This is a genomic window from Nocardia sp. CWNU-33 (genome assembly GCF_046764895.1).
Taxonomy (GTDB): domain Bacteria; phylum Actinomycetota; class Actinomycetes; order Mycobacteriales; family Mycobacteriaceae; genus Nocardia.
The window spans coordinates 1-24638 of sequence record NZ_JBKOQN010000004.1; the positions used below are offsets into that span (position 1 = coordinate 1).

General features: G+C 62.9%; 29 protein-coding genes and 1 pseudogene. 10 read left to right on the plus strand and 20 right to left on the minus strand.

What is annotated here, in order from left to right:
• The 3 genes from ACLMAL_RS05935 to ACLMAL_RS05945 form a co-directional block, all read left to right on the plus strand.
• On the plus strand, nt 1–286 hold a 286-nt coding region (locus ACLMAL_RS05935), incomplete at its 5' end, for a group II intron maturase-specific domain-containing protein (RefSeq protein ID WP_411998154.1).
• 273 nt (nt 287–559) lie between these two features.
• A complete protein-coding gene (locus tag ACLMAL_RS05940; RefSeq protein ID WP_411998449.1) occupies nt 560–829 on the plus strand; it encodes a hypothetical protein in 270 nt (89 codons plus the stop codon).
• Nucleotides 830–1246: 417 nt separating this feature from the next.
• The gene (locus ACLMAL_RS05945; RefSeq protein WP_411998155.1) at nt 1247–1771 is read left to right on the plus strand and encodes a CAP family protein; all 525 of its coding nucleotides are present in this window, start codon (nt 1247–1249) and stop codon (nt 1769–1771) included.
• 149 nt (nt 1772–1920) lie between these two features.
• Here the strand turns inward: ACLMAL_RS05945 and ACLMAL_RS05950 are convergent, their stop codons facing one another.
• Complete coding sequence (locus tag ACLMAL_RS05950; protein WP_411998156.1) at nt 1921–2238, minus strand: hypothetical protein; 318 nt, start codon at nt 2236–2238, stop codon at nt 1921–1923.
• 828 nt (nt 2239–3066) lie between these two features.
• Between ACLMAL_RS05950 and ACLMAL_RS05955 the strand changes: the two genes are divergently transcribed.
• From ACLMAL_RS05955 to ACLMAL_RS05965, 3 genes are all read left to right on the plus strand, one after another.
• Nucleotides 3067–5970, plus strand: a complete 2904-nt coding sequence (locus ACLMAL_RS05955; RefSeq protein WP_411998157.1) for a M48 family metalloprotease — start codon at nt 3067–3069, stop codon at nt 5968–5970.
• Between the two features lie 226 nt (nt 5971–6196).
• Nucleotides 6197–6679: a hypothetical protein gene (locus ACLMAL_RS05960; RefSeq protein WP_411998158.1), complete on the plus strand. Its 483-nt coding sequence runs from the start codon at nt 6197–6199 to the stop codon at nt 6677–6679.
• Nucleotides 6680–6957: 278 nt separating this feature from the next.
• On the plus strand, nt 6958–7092 hold the full coding sequence (locus ACLMAL_RS05965; RefSeq protein WP_411998159.1) for a hypothetical protein: 135 nt from the start codon (nt 6958–6960) through the stop codon (nt 7090–7092).
• 55 nt (nt 7093–7147) lie between these two features.
• Here the strand turns inward: ACLMAL_RS05965 and ACLMAL_RS05970 are convergent, their stop codons facing one another.
• On the minus strand, nt 7148–7675 hold the full coding sequence (locus ACLMAL_RS05970) for an ArsI/CadI family heavy metal resistance metalloenzyme (RefSeq protein ID WP_411998160.1): 528 nt from the start codon (nt 7673–7675) through the stop codon (nt 7148–7150).
• Nucleotides 7676–7773: 98 nt separating this feature from the next.
• On the opposite strand from ACLMAL_RS05970, the gene ACLMAL_RS05975 reads away from it, so the two are divergent.
• The 3 genes from ACLMAL_RS05975 to ACLMAL_RS05985 all read left to right on the plus strand — a co-directional run bounded on the left by ACLMAL_RS05975 (nt 7774) and on the right by ACLMAL_RS05985 (nt 10105).
• Nucleotides 7774–8127 carry an Rv2640c family ArsR-like transcriptional regulator gene (locus ACLMAL_RS05975; protein WP_406233288.1) on the plus strand — a complete coding sequence of 118 codons (354 nt, stop codon included), beginning with the start codon at nt 7774–7776 and terminating at the stop codon, nt 8125–8127.
• Between the two features lie 43 nt (nt 8128–8170).
• The gene (locus ACLMAL_RS05980) at nt 8171–8401 is read left to right on the plus strand and encodes a hypothetical protein (RefSeq protein ID WP_411998161.1); all 231 of its coding nucleotides are present in this window, start codon (nt 8171–8173) and stop codon (nt 8399–8401) included.
• 420 nt (nt 8402–8821) lie between these two features.
• Entirely contained in the window at nt 8822–10105 is a 1284-nt protein-coding gene (locus ACLMAL_RS05985; protein ID WP_411998162.1) for an FAD-dependent monooxygenase, read from the plus strand.
• Between the two features lie 183 nt (nt 10106–10288).
• Here the strand turns inward: ACLMAL_RS05985 and ACLMAL_RS05990 are convergent, their stop codons facing one another.
• From ACLMAL_RS05990 to ACLMAL_RS06035, 10 genes and pseudogenes are all read right to left on the minus strand, one after another.
• Nucleotides 10289–11059 (minus strand): ESX secretion-associated protein EspG, encoded by a 771-nt coding sequence (locus tag ACLMAL_RS05990; RefSeq protein WP_411998163.1) that lies wholly within the window; start codon nt 11057–11059, stop codon nt 10289–10291.
• Between the two features lie 184 nt (nt 11060–11243).
• Nucleotides 11244–12290 (minus strand): WXG100 family type VII secretion target, encoded by a 1047-nt coding sequence (locus ACLMAL_RS05995; protein WP_411998164.1) that lies wholly within the window; start codon nt 12288–12290, stop codon nt 11244–11246.
• Nucleotides 12291–12424: 134 nt separating this feature from the next.
• Nucleotides 12425–12898, minus strand: coding sequence for a hypothetical protein (locus tag ACLMAL_RS06000; RefSeq protein WP_411998165.1), 474 nt, complete (start codon nt 12896–12898; stop codon nt 12425–12427).
• 36 nt (nt 12899–12934) lie between these two features.
• Complete coding sequence (locus ACLMAL_RS06005; protein ID WP_411998166.1) at nt 12935–13507, minus strand: DUF3558 domain-containing protein; 573 nt, start codon at nt 13505–13507, stop codon at nt 12935–12937.
• A gap of 320 nt (nt 13508–13827) precedes the next feature.
• Nucleotides 13828–14115, minus strand: a complete 288-nt coding sequence (locus tag ACLMAL_RS06010) for a hypothetical protein (RefSeq protein WP_411998450.1) — start codon at nt 14113–14115, stop codon at nt 13828–13830.
• A 69-nt stretch (nt 14116–14184) separates the two neighbouring features.
• Nucleotides 14185–14315: pseudogene (locus ACLMAL_RS06015) on the minus strand (esterase family protein); the annotation flags it as partial.
• Between the two features lie 7 nt (nt 14316–14322).
• Complete coding sequence (locus tag ACLMAL_RS06020; RefSeq protein WP_411998167.1) at nt 14323–14973, minus strand: hypothetical protein; 651 nt, start codon at nt 14971–14973, stop codon at nt 14323–14325.
• 32 nt (nt 14974–15005) lie between these two features.
• Entirely contained in the window at nt 15006–16001 is a 996-nt protein-coding gene (locus ACLMAL_RS06025) for an alpha/beta hydrolase (protein ID WP_411998168.1), read from the minus strand.
• 506 nt (nt 16002–16507) lie between these two features.
• On the minus strand, nt 16508–17515 hold the full coding sequence (locus tag ACLMAL_RS06030; RefSeq protein WP_411998169.1) for a HEAT repeat domain-containing protein: 1008 nt from the start codon (nt 17513–17515) through the stop codon (nt 16508–16510).
• Nucleotides 17509–18183: a HEAT repeat domain-containing protein gene (locus ACLMAL_RS06035; protein ID WP_411998434.1), complete on the minus strand. Its 675-nt coding sequence runs from the start codon at nt 18181–18183 to the stop codon at nt 17509–17511. The genes ACLMAL_RS06030 and ACLMAL_RS06035 overlap by 7 nt, the downstream gene beginning before the upstream one ends.
• 234 nt (nt 18184–18417) lie before the next feature.
• Between ACLMAL_RS06035 and ACLMAL_RS06040 the strand changes: the two genes are divergently transcribed.
• A complete protein-coding gene (locus tag ACLMAL_RS06040) occupies nt 18418–18930 on the plus strand; it encodes a transposase (RefSeq protein ID WP_411998170.1) in 513 nt (170 codons plus the stop codon).
• A 330-nt stretch (nt 18931–19260) separates the two neighbouring features.
• On the opposite strand, the gene ACLMAL_RS06045 is transcribed toward ACLMAL_RS06040, so the two are convergent.
• The 8 genes from ACLMAL_RS06045 to ACLMAL_RS06080 all read right to left on the minus strand — a co-directional run bounded on the left by ACLMAL_RS06045 (nt 19261) and on the right by ACLMAL_RS06080 (nt 24574).
• A complete protein-coding gene (locus ACLMAL_RS06045) occupies nt 19261–19869 on the minus strand; it encodes a hypothetical protein (protein WP_411998171.1) in 609 nt (202 codons plus the stop codon).
• Complete coding sequence (locus tag ACLMAL_RS06050) at nt 19866–20669, minus strand: hypothetical protein (protein ID WP_411998172.1); 804 nt, start codon at nt 20667–20669, stop codon at nt 19866–19868. Before ACLMAL_RS06050 ends, ACLMAL_RS06045 begins: the two co-directional genes overlap by 4 nt.
• 139 nt (nt 20670–20808) lie before the next feature.
• The gene (locus ACLMAL_RS06055; protein ID WP_411998173.1) at nt 20809–21393 is read right to left on the minus strand and encodes a hypothetical protein; all 585 of its coding nucleotides are present in this window, start codon (nt 21391–21393) and stop codon (nt 20809–20811) included.
• A 336-nt stretch (nt 21394–21729) separates the two neighbouring features.
• Complete coding sequence (locus ACLMAL_RS06060; RefSeq protein WP_411998174.1) at nt 21730–22209, minus strand: hypothetical protein; 480 nt, start codon at nt 22207–22209, stop codon at nt 21730–21732.
• 36 nt (nt 22210–22245) lie between these two features.
• Complete coding sequence (locus ACLMAL_RS06065) at nt 22246–22821, minus strand: DUF3558 domain-containing protein (protein WP_411998175.1); 576 nt, start codon at nt 22819–22821, stop codon at nt 22246–22248.
• A 384-nt stretch (nt 22822–23205) separates the two neighbouring features.
• The gene (locus tag ACLMAL_RS06070; RefSeq protein WP_411998176.1) at nt 23206–23418 is read right to left on the minus strand and encodes a DUF397 domain-containing protein; all 213 of its coding nucleotides are present in this window, start codon (nt 23416–23418) and stop codon (nt 23206–23208) included.
• A 59-nt stretch (nt 23419–23477) separates the two neighbouring features.
• The gene (locus ACLMAL_RS06075; RefSeq protein WP_411998177.1) at nt 23478–23687 is read right to left on the minus strand and encodes a DUF397 domain-containing protein; all 210 of its coding nucleotides are present in this window, start codon (nt 23685–23687) and stop codon (nt 23478–23480) included.
• Nucleotides 23684–24574 (minus strand): helix-turn-helix domain-containing protein, encoded by an 891-nt coding sequence (locus ACLMAL_RS06080; protein WP_411998178.1) that lies wholly within the window; start codon nt 24572–24574, stop codon nt 23684–23686. The genes ACLMAL_RS06075 and ACLMAL_RS06080 overlap by 4 nt, the downstream gene beginning before the upstream one ends.
• Nucleotides 24575–24638 lie beyond the last annotated feature (64 nt).

Below are 24638 nucleotides of genomic sequence, written 5' to 3' on the forward strand. Positions count from 1 at the left end.
TCACCGGATCGGCTCGACCTTCGCCCAACTGGCCAGATCGATCAATCCGGTCGTGACCGGCTGGATGCGGTATTACGGAGCGTTCTATCCCTCCGCGATGCATCCCCTCCTGACGCGCATCAACTCCCTACCTGGTGCGCTGGATCCGCTGCAAATATCGGCGGCTGAAACCGGTGAAGAAAGCCCGTCGCGCCTACAAAAACGCGGTCCGGAAATACCCTGCCATGTTCCGACACTGGCAGTGGACACCGCATGCCTGGCGAACAGGATGAAAAGAGCCGGGTAACGGGAGGCTGTTACGCCCGGATCTGTGGGAGCCCCGGGGTGAGATTCCCCTGGGCCACCCGACTGGCGTATCGCCTGGTCGCGGGGTCCGGAGAGAACCGATGTGCACTGCGAAGCCGTACACACCGATATCGCAACTGCGCCACGATGTGCTGGTACGCCTGGACACACTGCTGACCGACTTGGGTTACTGGCGCGAGGAACTGGCCGACCCTTGATGGCTGCGCGGGTGCGCGTGGAAATCGCCCCCGGCCGCGCATTAGGGTCTGACCGCATGGCAGTCCTCTCCCGCCTCATCAGAAGCCTGGCGATCGTACTCGGTGTGGCCGTTGCGATTCCGATGCTCGCGACCCTGGCCTTCGCGGCCATCGGCCACCCCGAATGCGCGACCATCCCGGAAGATGTGGGCCCCTGCGGATACTGGGCCCGCGTGGCGGAATACGGGCCGTTCATCATGCTGTGGGGAACGGTCGTCACCGCAGGCTTCGGGGCAACGGTGTGGCTGGTGGTCGTCGCTGTACTCGGTCTTGACCGCGGCCGCTGACGCCTCCACCGGCCCGGTCGACAGCCACTCGCGGCTGATCTCGGGGAACTCCCGCAGACGCTGCAACTTTTCATTCGCGAACACACGCGTCGCCACGAACCCCAACCTCCACGCTGCTGATCAACCCTCGCCAGCAGCCGAGCACCAATCACATTGCCCCGCACCACGAACCGTACGATGCAGCCGCTTGCCCAGCAGCTACACGAACTTCGTTGTTTTCTGCGCCGTTACTACAGGGACCCCCTCGCCAGGGCGGCGATGCCTCGACGGTCCCGCCGGCAGCACGGTAGGTTGATCGCCGAACATCTCAGCGCCCTTGCCGGATTCACCGGTGGGGCCTGTAGCTTTCGTCGTTGGCTTCCTGCTCGTCTCGCCCGGGAGATCGATATGCGTCGTGGACGGTTTTTGTCGGCTTGTGTGGCTGTGCTGATGGCTGCCGCCCTCGGCGGGGCGGGTGAGGCCACCGCCGGAGTGGACTCCACGTGTGGCGGGGCGTCGTTCGCCCAGGACATGCTCAACGCCCACAACCAGTACCGGGCAAAACATGGCTCGCCGAAAATGGTGCTCGATCCGGCGGCGTCAGCTTCGGCCCAGAAGTGGGCCGATCATCTGGCCGACACCCAGATTTTCGAGCACTCGAAGGGCTCGGGCAACGGCGAGAACCTCGCTGCTATATGGGGCGACCGGCACACCGGCTTCTCGGCGACGAAAGCGTGGTACGACGAGATCAAGGACTACAACTTCGACACACCGACCGGGTTCTCCAGCCAGACCGGGCATTTCACACAGGTGGTCTGGAAGGCCAGCACGAAGCTCGGGGTCGGGGTCGCCTGCAACACCGGCGGAAGAGGTGGGCAATACGTTGTCGCCCAGTACAACCCGGCCGGCAACATGATGGGCAACAACAACCAGTACTTCCGGGAGAACGTGCAGCGCGGGTAGCCGTCCGGCCCGGGCCGGACGCTCAGCTTTTCGTCCCCACTCCGGTCACCGCTACTGGTGGCGAGCCTGTCCATGCGCGGATGCCCTCAGCAGGAGAGACCCCGAACTCCCGATGCCCTCAATCATCTCGCAGGCACGGGGCCAAGCGGTCACTGAGCGTTATTTTCCGCGCCCTGGTCCGAGTCCGGATCAGGATCTGATGCCGCCTGCCCATCCACAGCCGCCAAACGTACCGCGACTGCATCGGCCAATGCGGTCGCCTTCTCGACGTCCAATCCATGTTGCGCCGCAAGCTCGAGTACGTGTCGTCGGACTGAGGTGATCTGCTCTCTGGTCAGGGGCGGTACTTCGACCGGGCCAGCGGGCCGGCGGAACAACTTGCGCACGAGCGCTTTCGCCCCTTTCGACACCTCGTCACCGGCCGCGTCACCCAACTGTTTCGCCGCTTGGTCGATCGCGAGCCACACCACCGGTGTCGCTAGGGCCGCGATCTCCTCGACTCCGAATCCTAGGGGGTCGCGTCGGCCTCGACGTCGATTCAGTCGTCGGATCACAGCCGAGTCGTCCAGGGAGGCCATTGCCTCCACGAGCGGTATTTCCCCAGGTGCTACCGCCGTGATCACGTCGCGCACGACGGCGCGGACCGTAACCGCCGGGACTGCAACACTTTTGGCGTCAGGGCCCGAACTGTCGCTGTACACAACACCCCCAGAGAGTTCACCGGTTCACTCTGAGTAAAGAGTACGGCCACACCGTGTGTCGTGCCCGCCGACCGCGTGCAGCTGGAAGTTCACCGCCCGCTGAAGGTTCGACGCTCGTCGACGGGGCAGGACGACCGTGTGGGGCGACAACCTTTGCCGCGGTGAAGGTTCCCGAGATCGGTCCATCGATCACGCTCATCCTCTATCGTTGACGGCGAGCCGATCACTCTGGGGCGGGGATATGCGTAGGGCAGACGTCGACTCTGTTGGACAGAGCGGATTTCACTTGAATGCCTCGGCCAGGGTGCGGTGCCGAGATCACCGCGGTACACATGCCTCGGGGACGAGCACCCCTAGTGGGCGCCAGGCACTCGCGGTGTACGTGGTACAGCGCGCAGTGAACAGCACATTACGGCTGCAACCGGTTCCTGACTTGCTGGGTGACTGTGCAACGGGCGTGACTCAGCTACGGTACCCGCATCGAAAAGTGCTTCCCCGGAAGGTATCTCGCGAGGCGCCGACCATCGCGCAGATTCCTCCCGCCACCCGATGCGGCTGTTCGGGGTGGGTGGGGTGTTCCGAGGGCATGTGCCCATGACAGCGGCGACGGACCTGCGAGCACGGGTTGATGATCAAGCGATCGGGACTGGAACCACGATCCGGTTCGCGCTGCTGGTCGTATTGCTGTTGGCGGCGACAACTGCAATGGCTGCATCACTTTCCGCGGATCTGGCGGGAGGAGGGTCCTGGCTCTGCCAGCTTGCTGCCGGCGCCGACCCCGACCAGGACGTGGGCGCGAACGCCCTGAAGATGTGGGATCAGTGGGACAAGCTGGACCAGTGCATAGGTCGGTATGAGCCGCCGCCGCCCTGGTGGTTGCCGGTGGCATGGATGGCAGTGGAATTCGTGTGTGCTGCAGGGATGTTCCTATGGCTACCGGTGTGGAAGTTGCGTCGAAGCAAGATCGTCGGGCTCGAAGTGTTCGACCCGGACGGGGACCTGCAGCACCGGTTGCAGGGCCTGGTCGAGCGTGCTGGGCTGGCTCGTACGCCTAGGTTCGTGGTTGACCGCACCGCACTGTCGTCGGGTGCGGTCGTGTTCGGTCGCACAGCAGCACCGACCGTATGCCTGGACGGTGGACTGGTTGCCTCGAGAGACAATGCAGAGAACCGTTTCCGCGCCGTGGTCCTGCACGAGCTTGCTCATATCCACAACCGGGACGTCACAGCGACGTACCTGACGGTCGTGCTGTGGCGGGTGTTCCTCGCGTTGCTCCTGCTGCCCTACACCGCCTCAGTCGTTGTTGCGGCGCTGAAGCTGCTCACGCGACCCCACACCATCGGACCGTCCACGGAACTGACTGTCGTTACCCGGAATCTGGCGCTGGCGGCCTTTCTTACCCTGTTGATCTATCTGGCGCGCGCCGACCTGCTCCGCCATCGGGAGATCTGCGCCGACCGCGCCGCTGTGCGGTGGGGTGCCGATCCGCGCGGCTGGGTGTTACCAACCCCTGCTCCCGTCACCAGCCGTGTGCGCGCTGCGCTGCGGGCATTCGCTGAACTGTGGCGGACGCACCCCCGCTGGGACCTGCGCCGAGCCGGACTGCAGGACCCGGCGCAGCTGTTCGGTGTCCGAGCGCTGCCGCTGTTTCTGACCGGCGCAATAGCGATGCTCATCGCCACCCAGAGCGACCAGTTCAACCAACGAATGGGAGCGCTACCCGCGGTTGACTTTTGGGTGGCGACTGGAGTCGCGGTCCTCGTGACCGCGGTGGCTGGGATTGCCCTGTGCCGGGCTGTGATCTATGCCGACCTCACCGATGGCCGGATCCCGTCGGGCTGGCTTGCCGGGCTTTGGCTGGGATTGGGGCTCGCCGTGAGTGATGTGATATCCGGGACGCTCTCGGTACACGCGTGGATACCACCTCACCCATGGGTTCTGCTCATCCCTGTCATCACCGGGATCCTGTTCGGCGCCTGGACAGTTGAAAGCTCAGTGCTGTGGTCGCGGGTCTGGCGGGGTCGTAGCATCCGGCCGGTGCCGGCGCTGGCCTTGATCCCGGCGGGGCTCGGCTTGGCCGTGTGGTTCGTGGGCTGGGGCAGCCACCGAACCGTTTTGGGCCAGGGTGTGCTGTCCGGTGTGCACCTGTGGCAACGTTGGGGCTTCGAACTGTCCGATCATGTCGTGGAACAAACCGCGACCGATCTCACGTTCCGCCACACAGCGTTCATCGGTTCTATCGCATCGATACCGCTCGCGATCACAGCATTATGGGCGATTCCCTTATGGGCGTGCGCAATTCGGCGCACGACGGTGGTGCCTGAGTGGATCGACTCCACGCTGGCCAGGACAGGTACGGATACCCGAGCGTCGATCCCTCTACCCTCGTTGCGTGTGGTGCTGTGGCCTGCGCTGATCGGCACACTGGTTTGCTGGTTGTCAGTGCTTGCCGTTCAGGCATATATGCATCGTTGGCGGCCCGATTCCGGCGGGACACAGCAGACCGGTTTCGAATGGGTCGACAGTTGGTGGCTGCTGATCACCGTCGTGATGGGTGCCGCCACTGCTGTGGCCGTCACGCTCGGGTACTCGACGCGATTCTCTCTTATCGTCGCGATCGTCGCCGGATACACCACTGTGTTGATCGGATCCGCCGGGATCCTCGCGCTGACATCGGCGGATGGCTGCATCCGCGGGCTTGCGATCACCACACGGACCTGCGGATTCCGTCCCCGCCTCACGCAACCGTTCTTCCACTTCGTCCCTGCAGCGGCATCGCTGGTAGCCCTGCTCGCTGGGGTGGCCGTCGGACTGGCCGCCCTGGTGCGCGGCATTCGACAGCGATCGCAAGCCACCCGAAAGCCCGAGCCATTGTCCGTGCCTCGCACTCCCGCCGCCACGACAGGTCCCAGGCAGCGCGTTGGAATCATAATGGTCTCCAGCGCTGTGATCGCGGTCGCGGTATTCGGTACTACCCAACGAATTGCATCACTCGATCAAAGACCGTCGACCGCGAGCGACATCGATATCGATGGTCGTTCCAAACCTGTATCGATCATCACGCGTGCTTTGCAGGTCGGTGCGTGGGGCGAGCGGGGAGGCGAGGAACTGCTCAAACTTAATGTCGAAATCTTCGACAACGACCTCCCCGCCGCGATCGTTGAAACCAGTGACGCTGTCACCGTCGACATGGCCTTCCTACGGGTCACCTGTACCAAGCTCGGGCAGGGTGCCGACGATGCCGACCGGCTTTTCCGTATCCCGGATCCGGACGCTCAGAAACTCTGGCAGTCGTTCCTGTCCCAAGCTCATGGCGCCAGCAAAGACTGTCTGAAAGCAATCGACAACATGGGCGCCCTCGGCCGGCCAGGCCGTCAAGGCGACCCATCTGATCCTCTCGCGCTGTCACTGCCGGCGCTATTTCGAGCACGTTCCTCCTTCGCCGCCGTACTCGCACGGATAACCGAAGACGTCGCTGCAGGACTTCGACAATCGTGAGTAATGAAGCGCAGGTGGAAGAACCGTCCCAGCTCCACCCGCGACAACGCCGGGAACCGGCCGTGCACTGGTCTGCACACAAGCCCGGTCGTTCAGCCGTCGAGGCAGTGGTCGGAACGCCACCTGGCGCCTTCATGTACCTCCGGCGCCCATGAGCTGCAAACGGCCTCGTGCGAGCACCGTGGCGGTAATGGCGGGCGGTACTTCTCTATGAGACAGTGCCGTCGTGGCCAATCCTCCTTCTCAGCACCCGCCCAATCCCGAGGCGCTGTACCAAGCTGTGGCGGACCGGCGTCTTCAATACGAGAACCTGCTCTGGCAGGTGCCCGCCGTCAGTATGACCGCCCAAGCTTTCTTGTTCAGCGTCGCGCTGAGCCAGAACATCGAGGCCTTTCCTCGGATTCTCGCCGGTTTGCTCGCACTGAATGTGTCGGTCATCTCGATCATGCTCATGGCTAGCCACCAACGAGCCGAAAGTCGGGATGCTCAATGGCTGGAGCGCTTTGAGCAGCAGGAACTGGGCGCTGGCGCTTGGAGTGCACACGGCGCGGCATTCCGGCAACAGTACATCGCAGATCCCGACGACGGCTGGTTCGGCAACCTGATACACCTGAGGCTCATGTTCCAGGTCTGGGTTGTCGGTCTCGGATTGTTCGGCTTCGTAGCCATCTTGATGATTGTGAAGACCCTGATTACCCTCGCCCTCTGACTCGGGGCACACCCCACACCGGTGTCGCTGGCGACCGCTCCACATGAACCACCGGAGGTACCGAGGTGTGAAGGCTTGTTTCGCATGGCCCGTGAGCGGAGAAGTCGGGCAGACTTCGCCGCTCACGGGCCACAACGATCAGCGGTGGTTCGTGAGCTGAGATGTTCTCCAGGTGGATTCGCGACACCACGAGGTATCAGGGTGCGATCACGCGGCAAGGGTCACCTGGAATTCGGCTGCCGTTCTACACACCGTCGGGCCGAACGGTGGAGAAGATCGTGACGATCGTCAATCGGGAAGACATGTTGGCCGCGCTACTGCACTGGGCTTTGGTGTGGCGCTCGGACGCCGAGAACGAGCGGATTCGCGCGCTGGCCGACGTGATTCGCGAGCGCGGTCCGATGGCATTGTGAGCGCACGCAGCAGAAAGGCCCGCTCTGCGAGGACCAGGCCTATCTGCTGGTGATGTCAGCCGCAGCAGCCGGCTCCGGAGGCTACGGCTGCGCTCTTGGCCTGGCTGCCGCAGCATGCGCCCTCTTGGGCCGCCTCCTGCGCGGTTCCGCAACACGGGCTTTCCGAGGCTTCTGTATTCGCGGCGTTTGCGGTGGTTTGCGGTGCGGTGCCGAAGGTTTCGCTGTCTGCGAGCACTGTGTAGACCTCCCATCGCTCGCCGCCGGGCGCGGTGACCCACACCTTGTCCTGGGTGGCGAAGCAACACGTCGTCGCCATCTCCTCCTCGGTGAACACTCCCGCTTCCGACAGTCGGGCGATCTCGGCGTGCACCTGCTCGCTGGACTCGACTTCGACGCCGAGGTGGTTGATGCTGCCGCCCTTGCCGGGGTTCTCCAGGAGCACCAGCTTCAGCGGCGGCTGCGCGATCGCGAAGTTCGCGTAGCCCGGCTTGCGCTTGGCGGGTTCGACGCCGAACAGCGTCGAGTAGAACTTCACCGCCACGTCTACATCGTCGACATTGAGGGCGAGCTGGATACGAGACATGATGACCTCCACCTTTGAGACGTATATCGAATTACTTGGGATGCCACGATCGTGCCCACCTTTTCGACATATGTCAAGACCCTCGGTAGTGTGGGGTCATGCCGAAAGCATTGCCTGTCATCGATGTGACCGCGCCCATCTGCTGCGCTCCGGTTGCGGCCGGGCCGGTCGACGACCAAGCCGCCCTTGAAGTAGCCCTGCGCCTCAAAGCTTTGGCCGACCCCGCGCGGGTCAAACTCATGTCACTGCTGTTGGCGAAGGGTGATCAAGCCACCGGGCAGCTCGCCGAGGTCGTTGGGCTGTCGGAATCAACTGTCAGCCATCACCTCGGCCAGCTCCGCGCCGCCGGGCTGATCGAGTCGACCCGGCACGGCATGAGTGTCCAGCACCGGCCGCTGCGGAATGCGTTGTCCGCCTTGTGCATTGTGCTCGACCCGAACTGCTGCACCTGAAGAGCGCTGCCGTGTTCCGCACCGATCGCGGCAATGCCCTGACATGGTCGCCGTGACCCGGCCGATCGACCGGCGGCACCGAGCGTTGCGCGGCTATTGTGAGGGCATGGGCGTCATCGGTGAGCTGTTTCCGGGCCAGAAGCTGGCCGACGAGGGCAGCGAGGACAGCGACGGGCAGACGCACCGCCCTCGATTCGACATAGATCTGGACACCGGCGTGGCCAGGGTGCCGAGGCAGGTTGCGCCGCAACACACGGACGAAACAACCGAGTAGCCCCCGATCGAACCCCGGTAGGAAGACTTCCATGTCGCCTGAGCCGGGTTGTTTGCCGGAACGGTTCTGTCGACCCGTGTAGAGCACGCTGAACGGTCGCTGATCGAGGAAGGCGCTCGTGCGGCCGCCCGCCGGAGTTCTGCGGCCCTGATCCGCCGAGCCCCGACCGACTCCCAACGACTCATCACCTTTGATCCGGTCAACCGCCCCGGCGTATCCGCGCTGCTGACCACGGCCGCACTGTGTTCCGGCCGCGATGTCCGGTATTGCCGAGTTCAGGGTGTTTGCAGGAGCGTGGACACGATTTCGGCTGTACCGATGATTTTGTGTGGATCCGTAGTCGATACGGCTGGATACACCGACAGCGGTGGGCCTGTGCTGGGACCGTTCCAGTGCGGGAGGAAACACACGGAGGCAATGATGAGCGTCGACGACTCCGAACAGGAGCACACGATCCGGACGGGCGAGCAGGGGGCGCGGGTGAGCGGTACCAGGGTGTTGGTGGCGGGGGCGAGCATCGCGGGGCCCGCGCTGGCCCATTGGTTGCGCCGGTGGGGGGCCGAGGTGACCGTGGTGGAGCGGGCTCCCGAGCTGCGTCCGGGTGGGCAGGCGGTGGACGCGCGCGGTGTGGCCAAGGAGGTCATCCGGCGCATGGGGCTGGACGCGGCGGTACGCGCGGCCTGCACCGAGACCATCGGCGCGTACACCGTGGACGTGGACGGGAACGTGCTGGAGACCTACCGTGCCGATGACGACGGTGGTGACGGGTTCATCGCGGAGATCGAGATCCTGCGCGGGGACTTGTCCCAGGTGCTCTACGACGACACCCGGGACGGTGTCGAGTACATCTTCGGCGACCGGATCGCCGAGCTCACCCAGGACGCGGACGGGGTCGACGTGGCCTTCGCGGGCGGCGACCGGCGGCGTTTCGACCTGGTGGTCGGTGCGGACGGGCTGCACTCGGCGCTACGAGCCATGGTCTTCGGGCCGCACGAGCGGTTCGTCCACCACCTCGGGCACGTGCTGGCCTTCTACAGTGTGCCCAACGAGTTCGAGCTGGACCGCTGGCTGATCGACTACCAGGAGTCCGGGCGCTCCGCCGGCTTGCGGCCCATCCAGGACGCCACCCGGGCGATGGCCATGTTCTCCTTCCCTTCGGCCGACCTCGACGTCGATTACCGCGACGTCGAGGCCCACAAGCGCCTGCTGCGCGAGCGGATGGCCGGCCTGGGCTGGTTGACCCCGGGCATCCTCGCGCACCTGGACGACACCCCGGACTTCTACCTCGACCAGGTCGCCCAGGTGGTGATGGACCGCTGGTCGAGCGGACGGGTGGGCCTGCTCGGGGACGCGGCGTTCAGCTCGTCCCCGATGTCCGGGCAGGGCACCGGGCTGGCCCTGGTCGGCGCCTACCTGCTGGCCGGAGAGCTGGCCGCTGCCGGGTGGGACCCGCAGGCCGGGTTCGCCGGCTACGAGAGGCGGATGCGCTCGTTCGTCGAGGCCAACCAGGAGATCGGCCGGTTGAACGCGCGCAGCCGCGACGTCCCTGGGCCGGACGCCGAGCCGAGCATCGATTTCGACAGCGAATGGTTCACCGAACTGGTCGAGCGTGCGATCAACGGCGTCGAGCTGCCCGACTACGCAGGGGTGCCGGACTCCCCGGCCCCGGCCGGACCGCTGAACACCTCGTCGGCCAAGCCGTAGGGGTGACGGCCAGGCGCATCGTCCTCGGTTCGACATCGATCTGGATACCGGGGTGGCGCGGTTGCCGAGGTCGGCTGCGCAGCAACCCACGGAGGGAACGGCCGAGTAGGTGCTTTGATCGGCTGCTGGACCTTGCCCTGCCCCGGGTATGGCCCCGTCGCCTCCGGGGTGCGGTCTCGTCGGCTACCAGCGGTCTTCTTCGGCTTCGCGGAGACGTTGGGTGACGCGGTCGATCCAGTCGCCGAAGTGCGCGGTGAGGTCGGTGGGGGTGGTGGGGCGGACGGTGATGTGCTGGCCGCGGAATTCGGTGTAGCGGCCGTCGTCGCTGATGTCGTGCCATTGCACGGTGTGCAGTGGGTCGGTGAGTTTGTTGACCGGGCCGGTGTAGAGGAGTGCGGATCCGCCGCCGTCGGCGGGGCGATGGAGCAGGCGTTGGTAGCGCTCGCGGGGGGTGTTACGGCTGATGCTTTCGAGGTGGCCGTTGGGGCGGCCGTACAGGTCGTCGGGGTGGAAGGTGTCCGGTGGTTGCGTGCCGGGTTTGCAAGGTGGCAGGGCACTGGACAGCTGCGCGGTCAGATGGTCGACGGGGAACAGGCGGCAGCGGATGGGGCCGATGGAGTCGCCGAAAGTGGCTTGGGCCAGCGACATGGCGCGGTGGTCGTTGCGCGCACCGACGAGGCGGTACACGCGGGTTCCGCCCTTGGGGTTCTTGTGTTGGGTTGTGCCGCCGAAGATTTCGATGCGCATGGTCGAGGTGGTCAGGGTGTGCAGGGCGAGTTGGATCTCTTCGAGTTCGTCGCGGGAGTAGCGCTCGCGCACAGTGACGCGATGGGCGTCGAAGTCGTCGCGGTAGGGGAAGCGACTGGTGAAGCGGAGTGGATTGGGGAACCGGTCGTTTGCGGGGCTGAACCATAGCGCGGCGAAATCGTCGGGCTCCCAAGTCCATTCAGCCATCTAGAGATTCCAATCGGTCGTGCGGGGTGAGTTGTGCTCGGCGCGGTACGGCGAGCAGGAGCGGTGCTTCGGAGTGGTCGGCGGGACGGGTTCGCGCTGGGCAGGATGCGCGCGACCCGGTGCCGCGCGATCCATTGCCGCGCGGCCGCGCGAGTGCGCCACCGAACCAGAACCGGCGCAGTGGTCAGTTGCGGGTGGGCGGCGGCGGGGGCGCAATGTCTCCGCCGATCACGCCACCGGGAACGGTAGGCGCGATCTCGCCGATCAGTTCCGCCGTGTTCTCGGCATTGATGAGATAGTCCGGCGTCTCGTGGGTGTTTTCATCATCGGACTTGCCCTTGCCCTTGCCGGCGCCGGCGCCCATGCCGCCCATGCCCGGCATGCCTGTTCCGCCTGCGAGTCTGCTGGCCGCAGCGGCCGCTGGATTGGCGCTTGTGGGCGTACCAGGGACGCCCGGGACGCTGCGGCCCGGGCTCGGGGTGCTGGGTGACCCTGGTGTACCGCCGCCAGGTGAGCCGAGCCCGCTCGGGGTGCCCGCAGGCGTGGTCGGGGTGCCGGCTTTGGACGGGTCGAGCGCGGTCGGGGTGGTCGGAGTGCTGCTCGGGTCTGTCGAGGTCGGATTTGTGCTGGCGGGGTTGGTGTCCTTCGACGACGGCTCGTCGGTCGACTCCTCCTCGGTCTTCTTCTCTTCGGGGTTCTCTTCCGTTTTCTTCGGATCATCGGTTGAGCCAGGAGAATTGGGGCTTCCGCTACCGCTGGGATTCCCCGAGCCCCCGTCTCCGGTGTCGGCGGGTTTGGTCGGTCCGGAGATGTCCAATGGGTTGGTGGGGTTGAGTGCGGTGGGGAGTACGGGGACCCGCCCATCGAACTCGGCGAACTTTTTCACGTAGTTTTCGAGCATGGCGTTGCGAGCGCCCGCGGTTGCCTCGCTGCGGGTGTTTTCTTCCGCGGCGGCACGTGGTGGCCACACGTTCGCGGTCCAGGAGTGGTGGTTGGCCTCCGGGATCCCGGTGGCGACGGTGCGGATCGCCTCGGCGGCGGCCTCCATGTCGTTGGACATCTGCGTGATCAGCGGGGTCAGCTCGTGGGCGTCTTTGACGTAGCGGGTGATCGCGTCTTTGGCTTTATCCGCGGCTGAGCCTTCCCATGATTCCGCGATCGAGCCTTGGACCGAACGGGCGAAGGTCTCCAATCCCTGATCCCAATTTGTGGCCACGTTGGAATACTTCATCGCCGCATCGTGGGCGTTTTTGGGATCGAGAGGCTTGAACGCTTCCTCAATTTCTGTACGTTCCCAATGGAATACGTTCTCCCCGCGTGGGGGGATTTGGCTGGATTCGTTGCCGGTCAATGGATCGCCTTTCCCTACAGGCCTGGCCAGGAGAAGATCTTCGGCGTAGCCGGTTGCTGCTGTGGCAGGTTCGACTGCAGGTCCTGGTATTTGGCGGCCTGATCGGTGTCGACGCCGGTGATACGTTCACGGACGGTGCGGAACAAGGTCTGGAAGTCTTCGATGACCTTGTAGTGCGACTCCATAACCGCGTAGACGCTATTCTGCGAGCCCTGGGACTTCTGGCGCCAGCGCGCGACCATCGTCTTGCCGGACCACAGATCCCGGTCGCCCTGCGGGGTGAAACCTTCACCGAGATCCCATTTATCCTGGTTGGCGATCTCGATCATCATGGTCTGGATAACTCGGATTTGGTTCTTGAAGTATTCGCAGTCACGATCGACATAGACGAATTTCTCGAGATCCATCCGGACCGTCAGGCGGCCCTCGCGGGCCTCTGTGATGAGGTTCGCCAACGGGCTCGCTGGAGTCTTGTCGTCATTTGCCATGTGGGTCCCCTCCCAGTTCGGTCCGTAGAGCAGTCGTCAAGCAGACGCGGGCAGGCTGGGCACAACCTTTTCCGCCAAGCCTCGAGCGAGCACACAAGAGTCGGTACTGCCGGTGTCGCGGTTCGACGGCGGATTGTTGAGGTTGAACTCGAGGCTTCCGCCCTTCATCTCCACATTCACCGTGCACGCCTCCTTGATGAACGGGCCGTCGAACTGGCGGGTCGAGATTGCCCGTCTTCCGTTGATGGTGAACTCGGTAGCCTCGGAGAAGTTGCGGCTTCGAATGACATCCACGGTGAGGTTGGTGGTCCGGATGCTCACTCCATAGCCGTTCGACCGCACCCACCGACAGCCACGCCACTTGACCCCGCCGCTCGCATCGGTCTCGGCAACGGATTTCATACCCAGCTTCTCCGAGTCCAGCACGCTTTGCGGAACGTCGTTGCATGGGTTGTAGCTGCTCGGCGCACCCTCTGCAAGCGATGATCCCGTGCTAGTTGGGGTCGCTGGCTTGGCGTCCCCACCGCTCGACGGCCCACATCCGGAAAGCAAGACAACAGCCCCGACCGCAAACGCGGCACCGAGCAGTGTGTTTCCCCTGCTGGTCATGTGTTCCTCCCGGTCGCCGGCTGTATCGATGACATCGATCAGGGCCGGCCCGGCTCCCCGCCCCCTGTTCAGCTGGATTGACCGTACCGGCCGGTCAACCAGCGTGCAACCGTCCCCGGGCGGGTTCCGGCGAAGTAGGAGGCGTGCGCTGGGTACGCGGACAGCGGCCTGGATGCCTTCCCAATCAAGGCATTTCGAGATCGATTACGGCGCAAAACATCCCAGCCCACGCACGCCAGCGGTCGGTCGATGCCCGGTACCTCGGCGCGCCGGTCCGTGCCGACGCAGTCTTCCACAGGGCTGACAATGTCTCGTCAGCGTCACGGCTGTAGCAGGCGCGAATGCAAATCATCGAACCGGTTCCCCAGCACCGTGTAGAACTCCAGCCATCCACTGCTGGCCGCGATCTCACACAGCGGCCCGGTCGGCGCGAACAGGAATGAAAGGTCGGGCAACCGGCTCAAATCTTCCTGCCGGATGCGCCGGGCATGATCGGTGAGATCATCGACGAGCTCTTGTTCATCCGAGTACCGAGATTGCCAGATCAGCTCCTGCGGCGCGTGTTTCACGATCGCCAACACCTGATCGAGGATGCCGACGATCTCCATCGCGGCTGACTTCATCCCGCCAGCATGCCATGCCCGGACCGGACACTGTCCGCCTGAGAATCGATCAGTGCGGTCGGCGGGCGCACGGAAACCATCGAGCACGTAGCGGGCCGAGCTCCCACCGCGGGCCGCCCACTGCACCTGGACTTTGATGGGCCCATGCGGGACGGCACGAAGAGCTCCTCGTAGCCGCCTGCAGACAACGCGTTATCCGGCCGAGCCCGCGACACCCTGTGCCGCATCCGCGAATTCCGGATGCGCGCGGATGATCACACTGGTCTCATCGGCGATAGGTCGACAGTGGATCAATGCTCGCGCGTCGCCGTACGCGAAGATCGCAAGGATCACGCCGAGCGGAAACCCGCCGGGGAAGGCCGCAAGTACCAACAGAATCGGCACTTGCCCGGGTCCGGTCAGTAGGAACGCGACGACGCTGCCCACCAGTGCGGCCGGGCCGATGGCCGCTAACGTATGTCCCAGCCACCGCAATCGTTTCGCACGCCGAACACAGTCCCCGCACACCGGCCACTCCCCGTACACGACGGCGGATATTTCGACTTTCGGTGTCGCCGTGAGCGTTCGGAGGGCCCGCCACATCTCGCCCGAGAACGAGCGTGCGAGGGAACCGCTTGTCGCCTGTTCGGACCCCCGACCGGTCCGAAGGAACCGAATCCAGGTACCACGTCGCTCGACCGCGCGCCGTCCGTGGGCAGCGCACAAATCGGGCAGCGGTTGTGCCACTTCGAGAAAGGGATACTCGGCCGTCGCGCGCAGTGGCCGGACATCCACGGCCTCCTTGCCGCGCCAGGCTCTGGTCGCAATCCGGACATCGACGGTGTGCAAGGGTTTACCGACCATTAGTGCAACCAGCCGCCTTTGCGACTGTTGTGTCAGCGCACGCCCAGCGCATCGAGGATCATCGGACGCGCCGTCGCGAGCGCTTGCTGCCAGTAGGGCCAATTGTGCGTTCCGTTGACGATGTCGACGCGAGCGGCGATTCCGAGCGCTGTGATTCGATCACGGAACATTTGGGTGGCAGTTGTCGCCATCGCCTCGAGGCTCATCGCGTTCACCGTGTTGCCGACCCCGTACGGCAGGTCGAGCGGGCCGGGCACGCCATTGCCCGTCCAGACGTACATCGGCAGTCCACGCAGCAATTCGGCCTGCACAGTGGCATCGTTGCGGGTCCAGGCGGGGTCCTTGGCCGGACCCCACATGTCGTCCAGATTGAAGTTGCCTTCGTCCCACATGGCAACGCGCATCGCTTCGTTCCAGAGCGGATACGTCGGATGCACGAATCCGGAAAAGGATCCGGCGAACTTGAACTGGTCGCGATGGTGGCCGGCCAGCGTCAGGGCGGCGTTGCCGCCCATGGAGGCCCCGACGATGGCGTTGTTGGTTCGCGAAACGCCGTGTTGTTGCAGGAATGCGGGCAGCTCCTGGGTGAGGAAGGTCTCCCATTTGTATGTCGTCGTCTGACGGTTGGTACTACTCGGCCGGTACCAGTCGGTGTAGAAGCTCGAGTGACCACCGACCGGGAACACCAATGTGACGTTGTCGCCTGCGAACTGGCGCAGCGCGTCGGTATCGGTCGTCCACTGATTGTGGTCGGCGGGCGCACGGAAACCGTCGAGCACGTATAGGGCCGCGCTTCCGCCGCGGCGCGCCCACTGCACCTGAACCTTGATCGGCCCCATGCCGGACGGCACGAAGAGCTCCTGGTAACCGCCTGCCGGTGTGCGCAATATCGGTGCGTGGACCGGTGCGGCGGTAGCCACCGCCGCACCGATCGACGACATCAGCACAGCTGTTGCGATGACAGCGCCGGTCTTGCGCAGCCAACCACGAATTCCCCGCTGGTCCCCAGATCGCGCTGCTCGACCCACCCCGTATACCTCCTCTTTGTTCCCCGGTCGGTGACCGAGGAGACCCGAATTCGACTGCTGCTCAGGCCAAGTCGCTGTTCGCGCGCTTGCGGTCCCGTCACGCCCCGGTGCGGAAGGACCATCATAGGTTGTGCCGTGATCGCCCTCGAGTCGCTGTGAACGTGCAGCGCACGGGTGAGCTTTCGTCAGCGTGTACGTGCGCTCGAGAAGATGCTGTCCCGAATGTGGAGTTGTTGTAGTCACAGAAATCGTCAACTCTGCTGTCACGCTCCTCCTTCATACAGTGGCTCGAACGCTGTCCTCACCAGTGGGGAGGGCCGCCCGGCATTTCGAGGTCGCGCACACGGATGTGGCAATGGCTCGAGTAAAGGTCCGCGGAAGGCGCAGTTGGTTGTCGGCCTCGGCTGTCGGGACGCGGACGAGGTCTCGGTCCCGCTTTCCCTCTCCTTCGAGTGAGATGACTTCGATGTTCCTCGAGCCTGGACCCGTGCCGGGTCCTCCGAAATCTATAGGCGTTCTTCGAGCACTTTCACGAGGGCCGAGGCCATGAGGGCCACGGCCCTATCATCGTCATGGGCCAGTTGCCGCAGGGGAGTGAGCGCGATGGTCCCCGGCATTTCGGCGAGTGCCTGTGTCAGCCGCATCCGCACCGCCGAATCCGCTGTGTGGGCGGCGAGTTCATCGACCATCGCACTCATGATCCGGTCCGCCCACTCGGCGTCGTATGCCAAGGTTCCCAGTATCTCGGCTGCCTCGACATCGTTCGGGCCTTCGACCACGGTGTCGACGAGCGTCGGCACAGCTCGGGTCACGCCCCGCGCACCCAGTGCCAGAGCAGCATGTCTACGGATCGTCGTGTCCGTATCCTCGAGCGCGTCCGTGAGCACTGCGGTCGCCTCGTCGCCGGGTAGCTCGGCGAAGGCCAGGACCGCCCGCCGCCGGATGGCGATGTTCTCCGAGCTCATGGCGGGTATCAGGCTTGCCACAGCGTCAGCGCCTGCCCTCGCGAGGGCCCACCGCAGGGCCCCGGCAACGTTCGGATCGGATTCGATGAGGACCGCCTCTGCAAGCAACTCGGCGGGCATCGGCAGATCCTCGGCCGGGGCCAGGACGGCTTGCTGCCGCCGCGCGGCACTCGGCGATGCCAGTCCGTGCAGGAGCTCGACGATGCGCGCGACGTCCTGCCAGCTGGAGGGCTCGGCCGTCTCGACCGTACGGAGCCGCTCGAGTAGCTCCTGCTCCCGGTTCAGTCGTTCCTCAGCTTTTCGGATGAGGTCGCCGACCAATGCGGACGGGGTGAATCCGGGATCGTCGAGAGCGGATCCGATCTGGCGCAGTGACAGTCCCAGGGATCGCAGACCCTCCACGTGGAAGATCCGCCGGATGTCTTCGGCGGAGTATTCCCGGTAGCCACCCATGGTGCGGCCTGTGGGTCTTACCAGCCCGAGGGAGTCGTAGTGCCTGAGCATCCGGGCGCTCACCCCCGAGCGGCGCGCCACCTCACTGATCAACACGCGGTTGCCTCCTCCTGGTCCGGACCGAGCGCGACGACCCGTCGTGCCTCATCGACGGCGAGGTCGAATCCGGCATCCGGGTCGTGCAGTAGCCGCCGCGTGGCGCTCGCATGCGCATGCACCGCCGGGTCGTGACTTGCCATCGCCACCTGCAGGATCGGCTCGATCACATCGCCGAGCGCGACGAGGGCACGGCTCAGGCTCAACCGTACGTCCCGGTCACCGCGCCCGAATTGCGTGGCCAGTTCCGTGGCCAGGCCTTCCTTCTCCCCATCGGGCGCGAGAACGACGGCAGCGCGCCATGCACTCCGCGCGACCTCGTCGTCGGAATCGTGCAGCAACGACCGCGTGATTGCGGGCCACACGTTCTTGTCCCCGATCTTCGACAGCGTATGCAAGGCCTGGCTCCGAGCCTGTGCGTGTTCGGAACGAAGTTCCGCGCGCAGTTTCGGAACCGTAATCTCCGACGGGAGGCGGGTCAGCGCCCACGTGAGCATGTCGCGCACGAAGAAGTCCGGCTCGATCGCACACCGTTCTACGAGCACATCGACGAAACCGGGTACAGGATGCGTACCGATTGCCAGGGCCGCCTTCAGCCGCGTCGACGAGTTCCCAGCGGCCAATGCGTCGAGCAGCCGCGTGTCCTGTGAATTCCTTGTCGAGTTAATGGGGACCACCTCCGACCGCCAGTGAAGGCCTTCTCACAGTGACAATGTCAAGTTCACGGGCAAGTCGCCAGGATCCGCCCAGGCCATGCGCGGCCTCACGAGCCTCATCGGCCCCGGAGCTGAACGACACCGATGACCAGCAGCTACCGAACTTCGTTGTTTTTGCGCGGTTACTACCGGAACCCCGTCATTTGGGTTCTTGGGTTGTAGAAGCAGTCCAGTCGTCGTAGGGGAATGTTGTGGCGCGCAGCCCATCTGGCCGGCCTGCGGAACCTGCCGTTCCACCGCTTCGACGCCAACCGCGTCTGGCTCGCGCTCGTCACGCTCGCACTCGACCTCACCGCCTGGATGCAGACCCTCGCCCTCACCAACCACCCAGCCCGCCGCTGGGAGGCGAAAACCCCACGGCTGCGGCTGTTCCCGATCCCCGCGCGCCCGGCCCGACGCGACCGCAGCGTCCACCTATGCCTGTCGGCCCACAACCCGTGGACCAACCTCGCCCTCGGCGCTCCGCCCGCCTGGCAGGTGAACAGCACCAACTGCCCCTACAACCATCGAAAGGACATCACCGGGCCCGTGGAACCCGGCAGCCCACCCGCCGACACGGGCCGCTCAACCACACCCACGCGCCCGGATACCATCAGAAAATCCCAATCCGAACCCGATCACGCCGGCGAAAAATCGAGGTTAGTTCTCCATAAGTTGCTTGAGTTTTTCCGTCTCCTGCACTTGCTGTTCCTGTTGTAGTGCGAAGCTGGTCGAGGCTGTGTGCAGTGCATTTCCAATCTGTTCAGCCACGGGCTTAGCCTCATTTAGGCGCTTCTGAATGAATTCCGCAGCCCCAATATAGGCTTCCCACATCCCAAAGAATAGAGGCCCGAACTGTACCACCGTATATTTTAACGGGTCGATCTCCCCAGCTGTCTGCGTCAACTCCGGAGCAACGTCGTTTAGCCAAACCTTCGACACTTTCTCAAGAAGGTCGACGTCTACTTTCAGCTCTCTCGCCACTGAACATCACTCCTTAACTGTTCGGCTTATGCATTTCGGGAACGGCCCTTATCGCTGTCCGTCTCATTATGGATCTACAATTTTCCAGATCGCCATTTCAGCTTCTGCAGGTGCCGCGCCATTCCACGGATGGCCCTGGAAGTTTTCATCGGTTAGAAGCGTTCGATACTTTGGTTTCGCTGCGCCTAGGTTAGTAATGTCCACTACCGAGATTCGCGGCGCAATTGCAGTCTTCTTGAGAAGGCGCGCGATATCAGTGGCGACCGGACGTAAATCGTCAGGACCGGCCGACGCTGCCACATCGAGGTCAACGGCAACCGATATTTTGCCCGGGTTCTCGCTCCTGTCAGTTGTGTCTACCATGAATAGGCAAGTTCCTGACGGAAAAGAAAGTTTCGCAATTTCCTCCGTCAGATATTTCTCGTCCGCGTTCTGCGTTTTTCTGGATTTCCAGTTCACGCACGGAGCGGAAGCAACTGTCGACACCGCTTGGGGACTAGAACTCGGCTGCGCAGTTGGCGTAACATAGTTGCTTGAACCGCACGAGGACAAAATGAATATCCCAGCGACGACGGCTATGGTCTTTGGCGCCGACTGGAGATGATCAAAGACTGCCGCTCGTGGGGAATGCGACATGCGGCGACCATTGCTGGATTTCGACTGAATGTAGTTCATTTCTCCTTCTCCTCCCCGTCTTGATGCCAATCATCATCTTTACTATCGTAAAGATCGCTTGCACTGCTGGGCCAAGTCACAGAACCCGATTTGGCAACATCGAATCCGGTTGGGGAGTGGATGAGATTCTTCAGGTCATTCATCGCGACGTACACCTTGCTCTGCACTTTTATGAAGTCAGTAATTGCCTGAACGACGAGCTCAACTGTCGCCACAACGGCACCATTCAGAGTGTCGATGGTGAAGGGCACACTGCCGCCAGCTGTGGATCCCGCTTCCGAGGCGAACGTTGCCACGTTAGCGATTATCGTAGCCAGCTTGCCGACTATGTTGTAGTAAAGAGCTTGACCCTCTTCTGCCACCGTTATGAGTTTGTCATGAATAGTGGTGCACATAGTGTCGATGGAGGCCATAGCCGCCTGCTGGCTCTCTTTTGTTGTCTTAAAAGACTTGTAGGCGCTCCCGTCCCAGCGGCCCTCCATGTTCAGCTCGCGCCGGTTTAACATGCCGCTGCATCCGCGGATCTCGCCGCCTATCCATTGCCACTTGGCTGCGTAGTCCAGGAACAACCAGGGAGCAAACATCCCCTCAATAGCTTCTTTTAATTTTTCGAACAACTCAGCGAGCTTTTCTTGTATGTCATCCCTGATATCGCTCACCTTCAAGTACACCAGGGGTGCAATATACTTCAACTTATCGACTGCGTCATTAATTTTATCTGGCGCCTTCTTGACTTCATCAACCTTCGCCGAGAAGTCCTCTCTAACCTTCGCCAGGCTCGCTTCCGTCAATTCAACCATAAGAATCCTGTGTCCACTCTAATCATGTCTTCAATCTGTCGAGTCGCTAACCGTCCCCTACTGAGGCATGCGAGTTCGCGACATACGACTAATACAACTGGCCAATGAAATCGGGATCGTTCAATCCGTGAACTTCCCATCAGCTGTCTTGCAATAGATAATTCTCATGCTCTACCACCCGCGAGGCCACCTGGCTATCCGGTTCCCGATCCATGTAGACGTCTTTTATAGGCTTAGGTCTATTCGCTCTGATCTGCTGACAGCATTCGAGGATATCCTGGGCCACAAAATTAGCATCGATTTCGTTCGCCCAGGTCGCGTCGATACTGATAGAGATGAGCTTCGCCGAAGACGCAGTGACTGTCAGCACGGGCTGGCCGTATGCGTTTCGCCCTGGCCCATGAACCGTAATCGGATTTTCGAGATATAGCTGGTCATATAATTCTCGAAAATCTTCGATAGTGCGGGTCCTTAACAACATCGGAGCAGCGTCGCGCAGCGACGGCACTGTCGATGGAGGCAGCGTTCCGGCCTCGACCATGCGAGCAGTCATCTCGTAGAGCCCAAAGCGATAAGCGTCCATAATTGACCGGCCGAGTTGCGCCGGCTCGAACGTATTCTTCCAGTTGCGGCTCAACTTGATATTTGTAGGCAGGCGATCGGGGCCAACCTCCACAGAGACCAAAGATGATTTCTGCGGCGGGGTGATGCCAAGCTTTGTCATCAGAGCGGCCGACTCCGACGAACTCAACGTGGGCGCGGTATCACGGCCGGCAGGAGAAGAGCGGCTGAACGACGAGGACGAGGATGTCGCGGGACGAGGCTCAGTCGACGGCGGTGGCGGCTGGTACGAAATAGGTTGAGCTACGGGTTGGTGGTACGAGGGCGGGGCCTTGGGTGTCGGCTCGAGAGGTGCCTCGTCCCAGTCTTCATCGGGGTCATCGTAGTGGTTGTAGAACCCGCCGGCCATCACTTCACCTCTCGGCAGTCGCTGGCCGACAATGCGGGCAGCATGGTCATCTCACGAATCAAGTTAACCCCCCATTCGAGTTCGGTTTCCTTACAGCCCTGGCCAGGAGAAGATCTTCGCCTGGGCTGGCGGTTGCTTCGGCAGGTTCGCCTCCAGGTCCTGGTATTTGGTGGCCTGGTCGGTGTCGACGCTGGTGATTCGTTCACGGACGGTGCGGAACAGGGTCTGGAAGTCTTCGATGACCTTGTAGTGCGATTCCATGACCGCGTAGATGTTGTTCGGGTTCTGTGTGCTCTGCGACTTCTCTCGCCAGCGCGAGACCATGGTCTTGGCTGAGATCAGGTCCCGATCTCCCTGCGGCTCGAATTTCTCACCGAGACCCCACGTGTCCTGCCTCGAGACCTCGGACATTCTCGCCTGAATGTCTCGGATCTGGTCCATGAAGTATTGGCAGTCGCGGTCGACGTAGACGAACTTCTCGAGATCCATCCGGACCGTCAGCCGACCGTCACGGGCTTCCCCTATTAGGTTCGCCAATGGGCTCGGTTGAGCCTTGTCGTCGTTTGCCATGTGGGTCCCCTCCCAGGTCGTTCCGTGAAGCAGTAATCAGGCACTGGCAGGCAGGCTGGGAACAACCTTTTCCGCCAACCCCCGCGCGAGCACGCATGAGTCGATGCTGCCTGTGTCACGGTTCGACGGCGGATTGCTCAGGTTGAAATCGAGGCTGCCGCCCTTCATCTCGACGTTCAGCGTGCAGGCTTCTTTGATGAACGGGCCGTCGAACTGACGGGTCGAGATGGCTCGCCTGCCGTTGATTGTGAACTCGGCGGTCTCGGGGAAGTTGCGACTACGTGTGGTATCTACGGTGAGATTGGTGGTGGTAATACTGACTACGTAGCCGTTCGATCGTATGTAAGCGCAGCCTCGCCACTTGACTCCAGCGCTTGTGTCGTCATTGACGATGCGAGTTTGGCGCAGTTTCTCCGAGTCCAGTACAGCCTGCGGAACGTCTTTGCACGGGTCGTACGCGCTCGGCGCATTGGCTGCCTGTGTTTGTCCGGCGCTCGTCGAGCTTGCGGAGGGTTTGGCTTCTCCACCAGTCGATGGTCCACATCCTGACAACAGGACAACAGCGGCGACCACAAACGCGGCACCGAGCAGTGTGTTTGCCCTGCTGGTCATGTGTTCCTCCCGGTCGCCGGCTGTATCGATGACATCGATCAGGGCCGGCCCGGCTCCCCGCCCCCTGTTCAGCTGGATTGACCGTACCGGCCGGTCAATCGGCGTGCAACCGGTCCCCAGGGGGTTCCGGCGAAATAGAAGGTGTGCGCGGCGGACACGAACCGCGACCTGGATGCCCTTGCCTATATGCAGAGCGTCTTATGACTGGCACGAGGATGTCGGTGCCGGATTGCGACCTCCGGCCCGGTCGCATCCGTCATCGTCATGCCGCCGAACCTATTGCGCAAAAAGGTCTTTCACAAGGCAGGGCAACCGATGGTCCCGTTTCGACTTGTGCTCGTCGCACAGTGCCGCTTCGTGGGCGTTCGGTGGATTGTGTCCAGCTCAGTTGGGGCGATTGAATTCTCCGTCGGTGACGCCAGCGGTGAAGGCGTCCCATTCGCTTGGCGTGAAGACCAATGCCGGACCGGTGGGGTTCTTCGAATCACGAACGCCGACAGTGCCCCCGGGCAGCCACGCAACCTCGATGCAATCGCCCATACTGCCGCTGTAACTGCTCTTGAACCACTCGGATCCGGACGGGTCAATGCTGGTCACGCTCAGACTCCTTCGTCGCACAAGGTGGCTTTGAGGGTGTTCGGTGCTTTGGGTATGGTTCAGGCGGGACGGTCGAACTCTCCATCCCTCACGCCAGCAGTAAAGGCATCCCATCCGCCCGGCGTGAAGATCAGTGCCGGGCCGGTCGGGTTCTTCGAGTCACGAACGCCCACCCTGCCTCCCTCGACCCACGCGACCTCAACACAGTCGGTTTGGCCGCTGCTGTGGCTGCTCTTGAACCAGTTCACGCCGGACAGGTCAATATTCACGCTGTGTAACTCCTTGCTGACCGCCTGAGCAGGTCTCGCGTTTGCGTCTCATCCAGTGCTGTACTCCGTATGGCTGAAGCAATGTCATGGTAGCGCCGCACGTCATCGGCGTGTTCCAAGTACAGGTCAGGTTTACCGGCCCCTTCGAGGTAAACCAGCGGGGGCTCTATTGGCCGACCTTTGGCGTCAGTGCCGAAGTCGAGGGTCAAGAACGGACCGTGCAGTAGACCCGAAGCGCATCCGTCTACGAACGGATGTATGCGGAGCGAGATGTTCGGTAGCTTGCTGATCTCGGCCAGGTGTTTTAACTGTGCCGCCATCACACGGGGGCCGCCTACAACGCGATGTAGAGCCGACTCATGAAGTAACAGTTCGAGTTTCACTGGATCGGCTTTGCGAGTCACAATCGTCTGCCGCTTCAGTCGCAACTCGACCCGGCGTTCGATGTCTTCCGGACTGCTGTCACGGTAGAACGCACCGATCAGTGCCCGCGCATAGTCGGCGGTCTGTAGCAGGCCGAGAACGATCTCGTGGTACGCAATCAGTTGGCGCGCAGCGGCTGCCAGCTCGACGTACATGTTGAACGTCGCGTCGCTGTAGAGCCCGCCGAATGCGGTGTACCACGAGGTGACCCGTGCTTGCTTGGCGAGTTCGACCGCGCGGTCGACGTCGTCGGGCTTCACCTCGTACAGCTCGCACAGCGCTTGGATGTCGCGGATGCGGTACTTCTTCACACCGCCGGTCTCGATGCGTTGTAGTGCGGTTTTGCTGAGCTCTACGAGATGCGCTGCCCTGTCGAGGGATAGCCCGCTGCCTTCACGGACCTCGCGCAGGAAACGCCCCAGTTGCCGCCGGGGCAGGGTTGATGGTTCATCGTCGCTGGTCATGGTGTCTGCATCCTCTGCAAAAGCGGAACGAAACGGAACCTGAACGCGGAACAGACTGTACGCG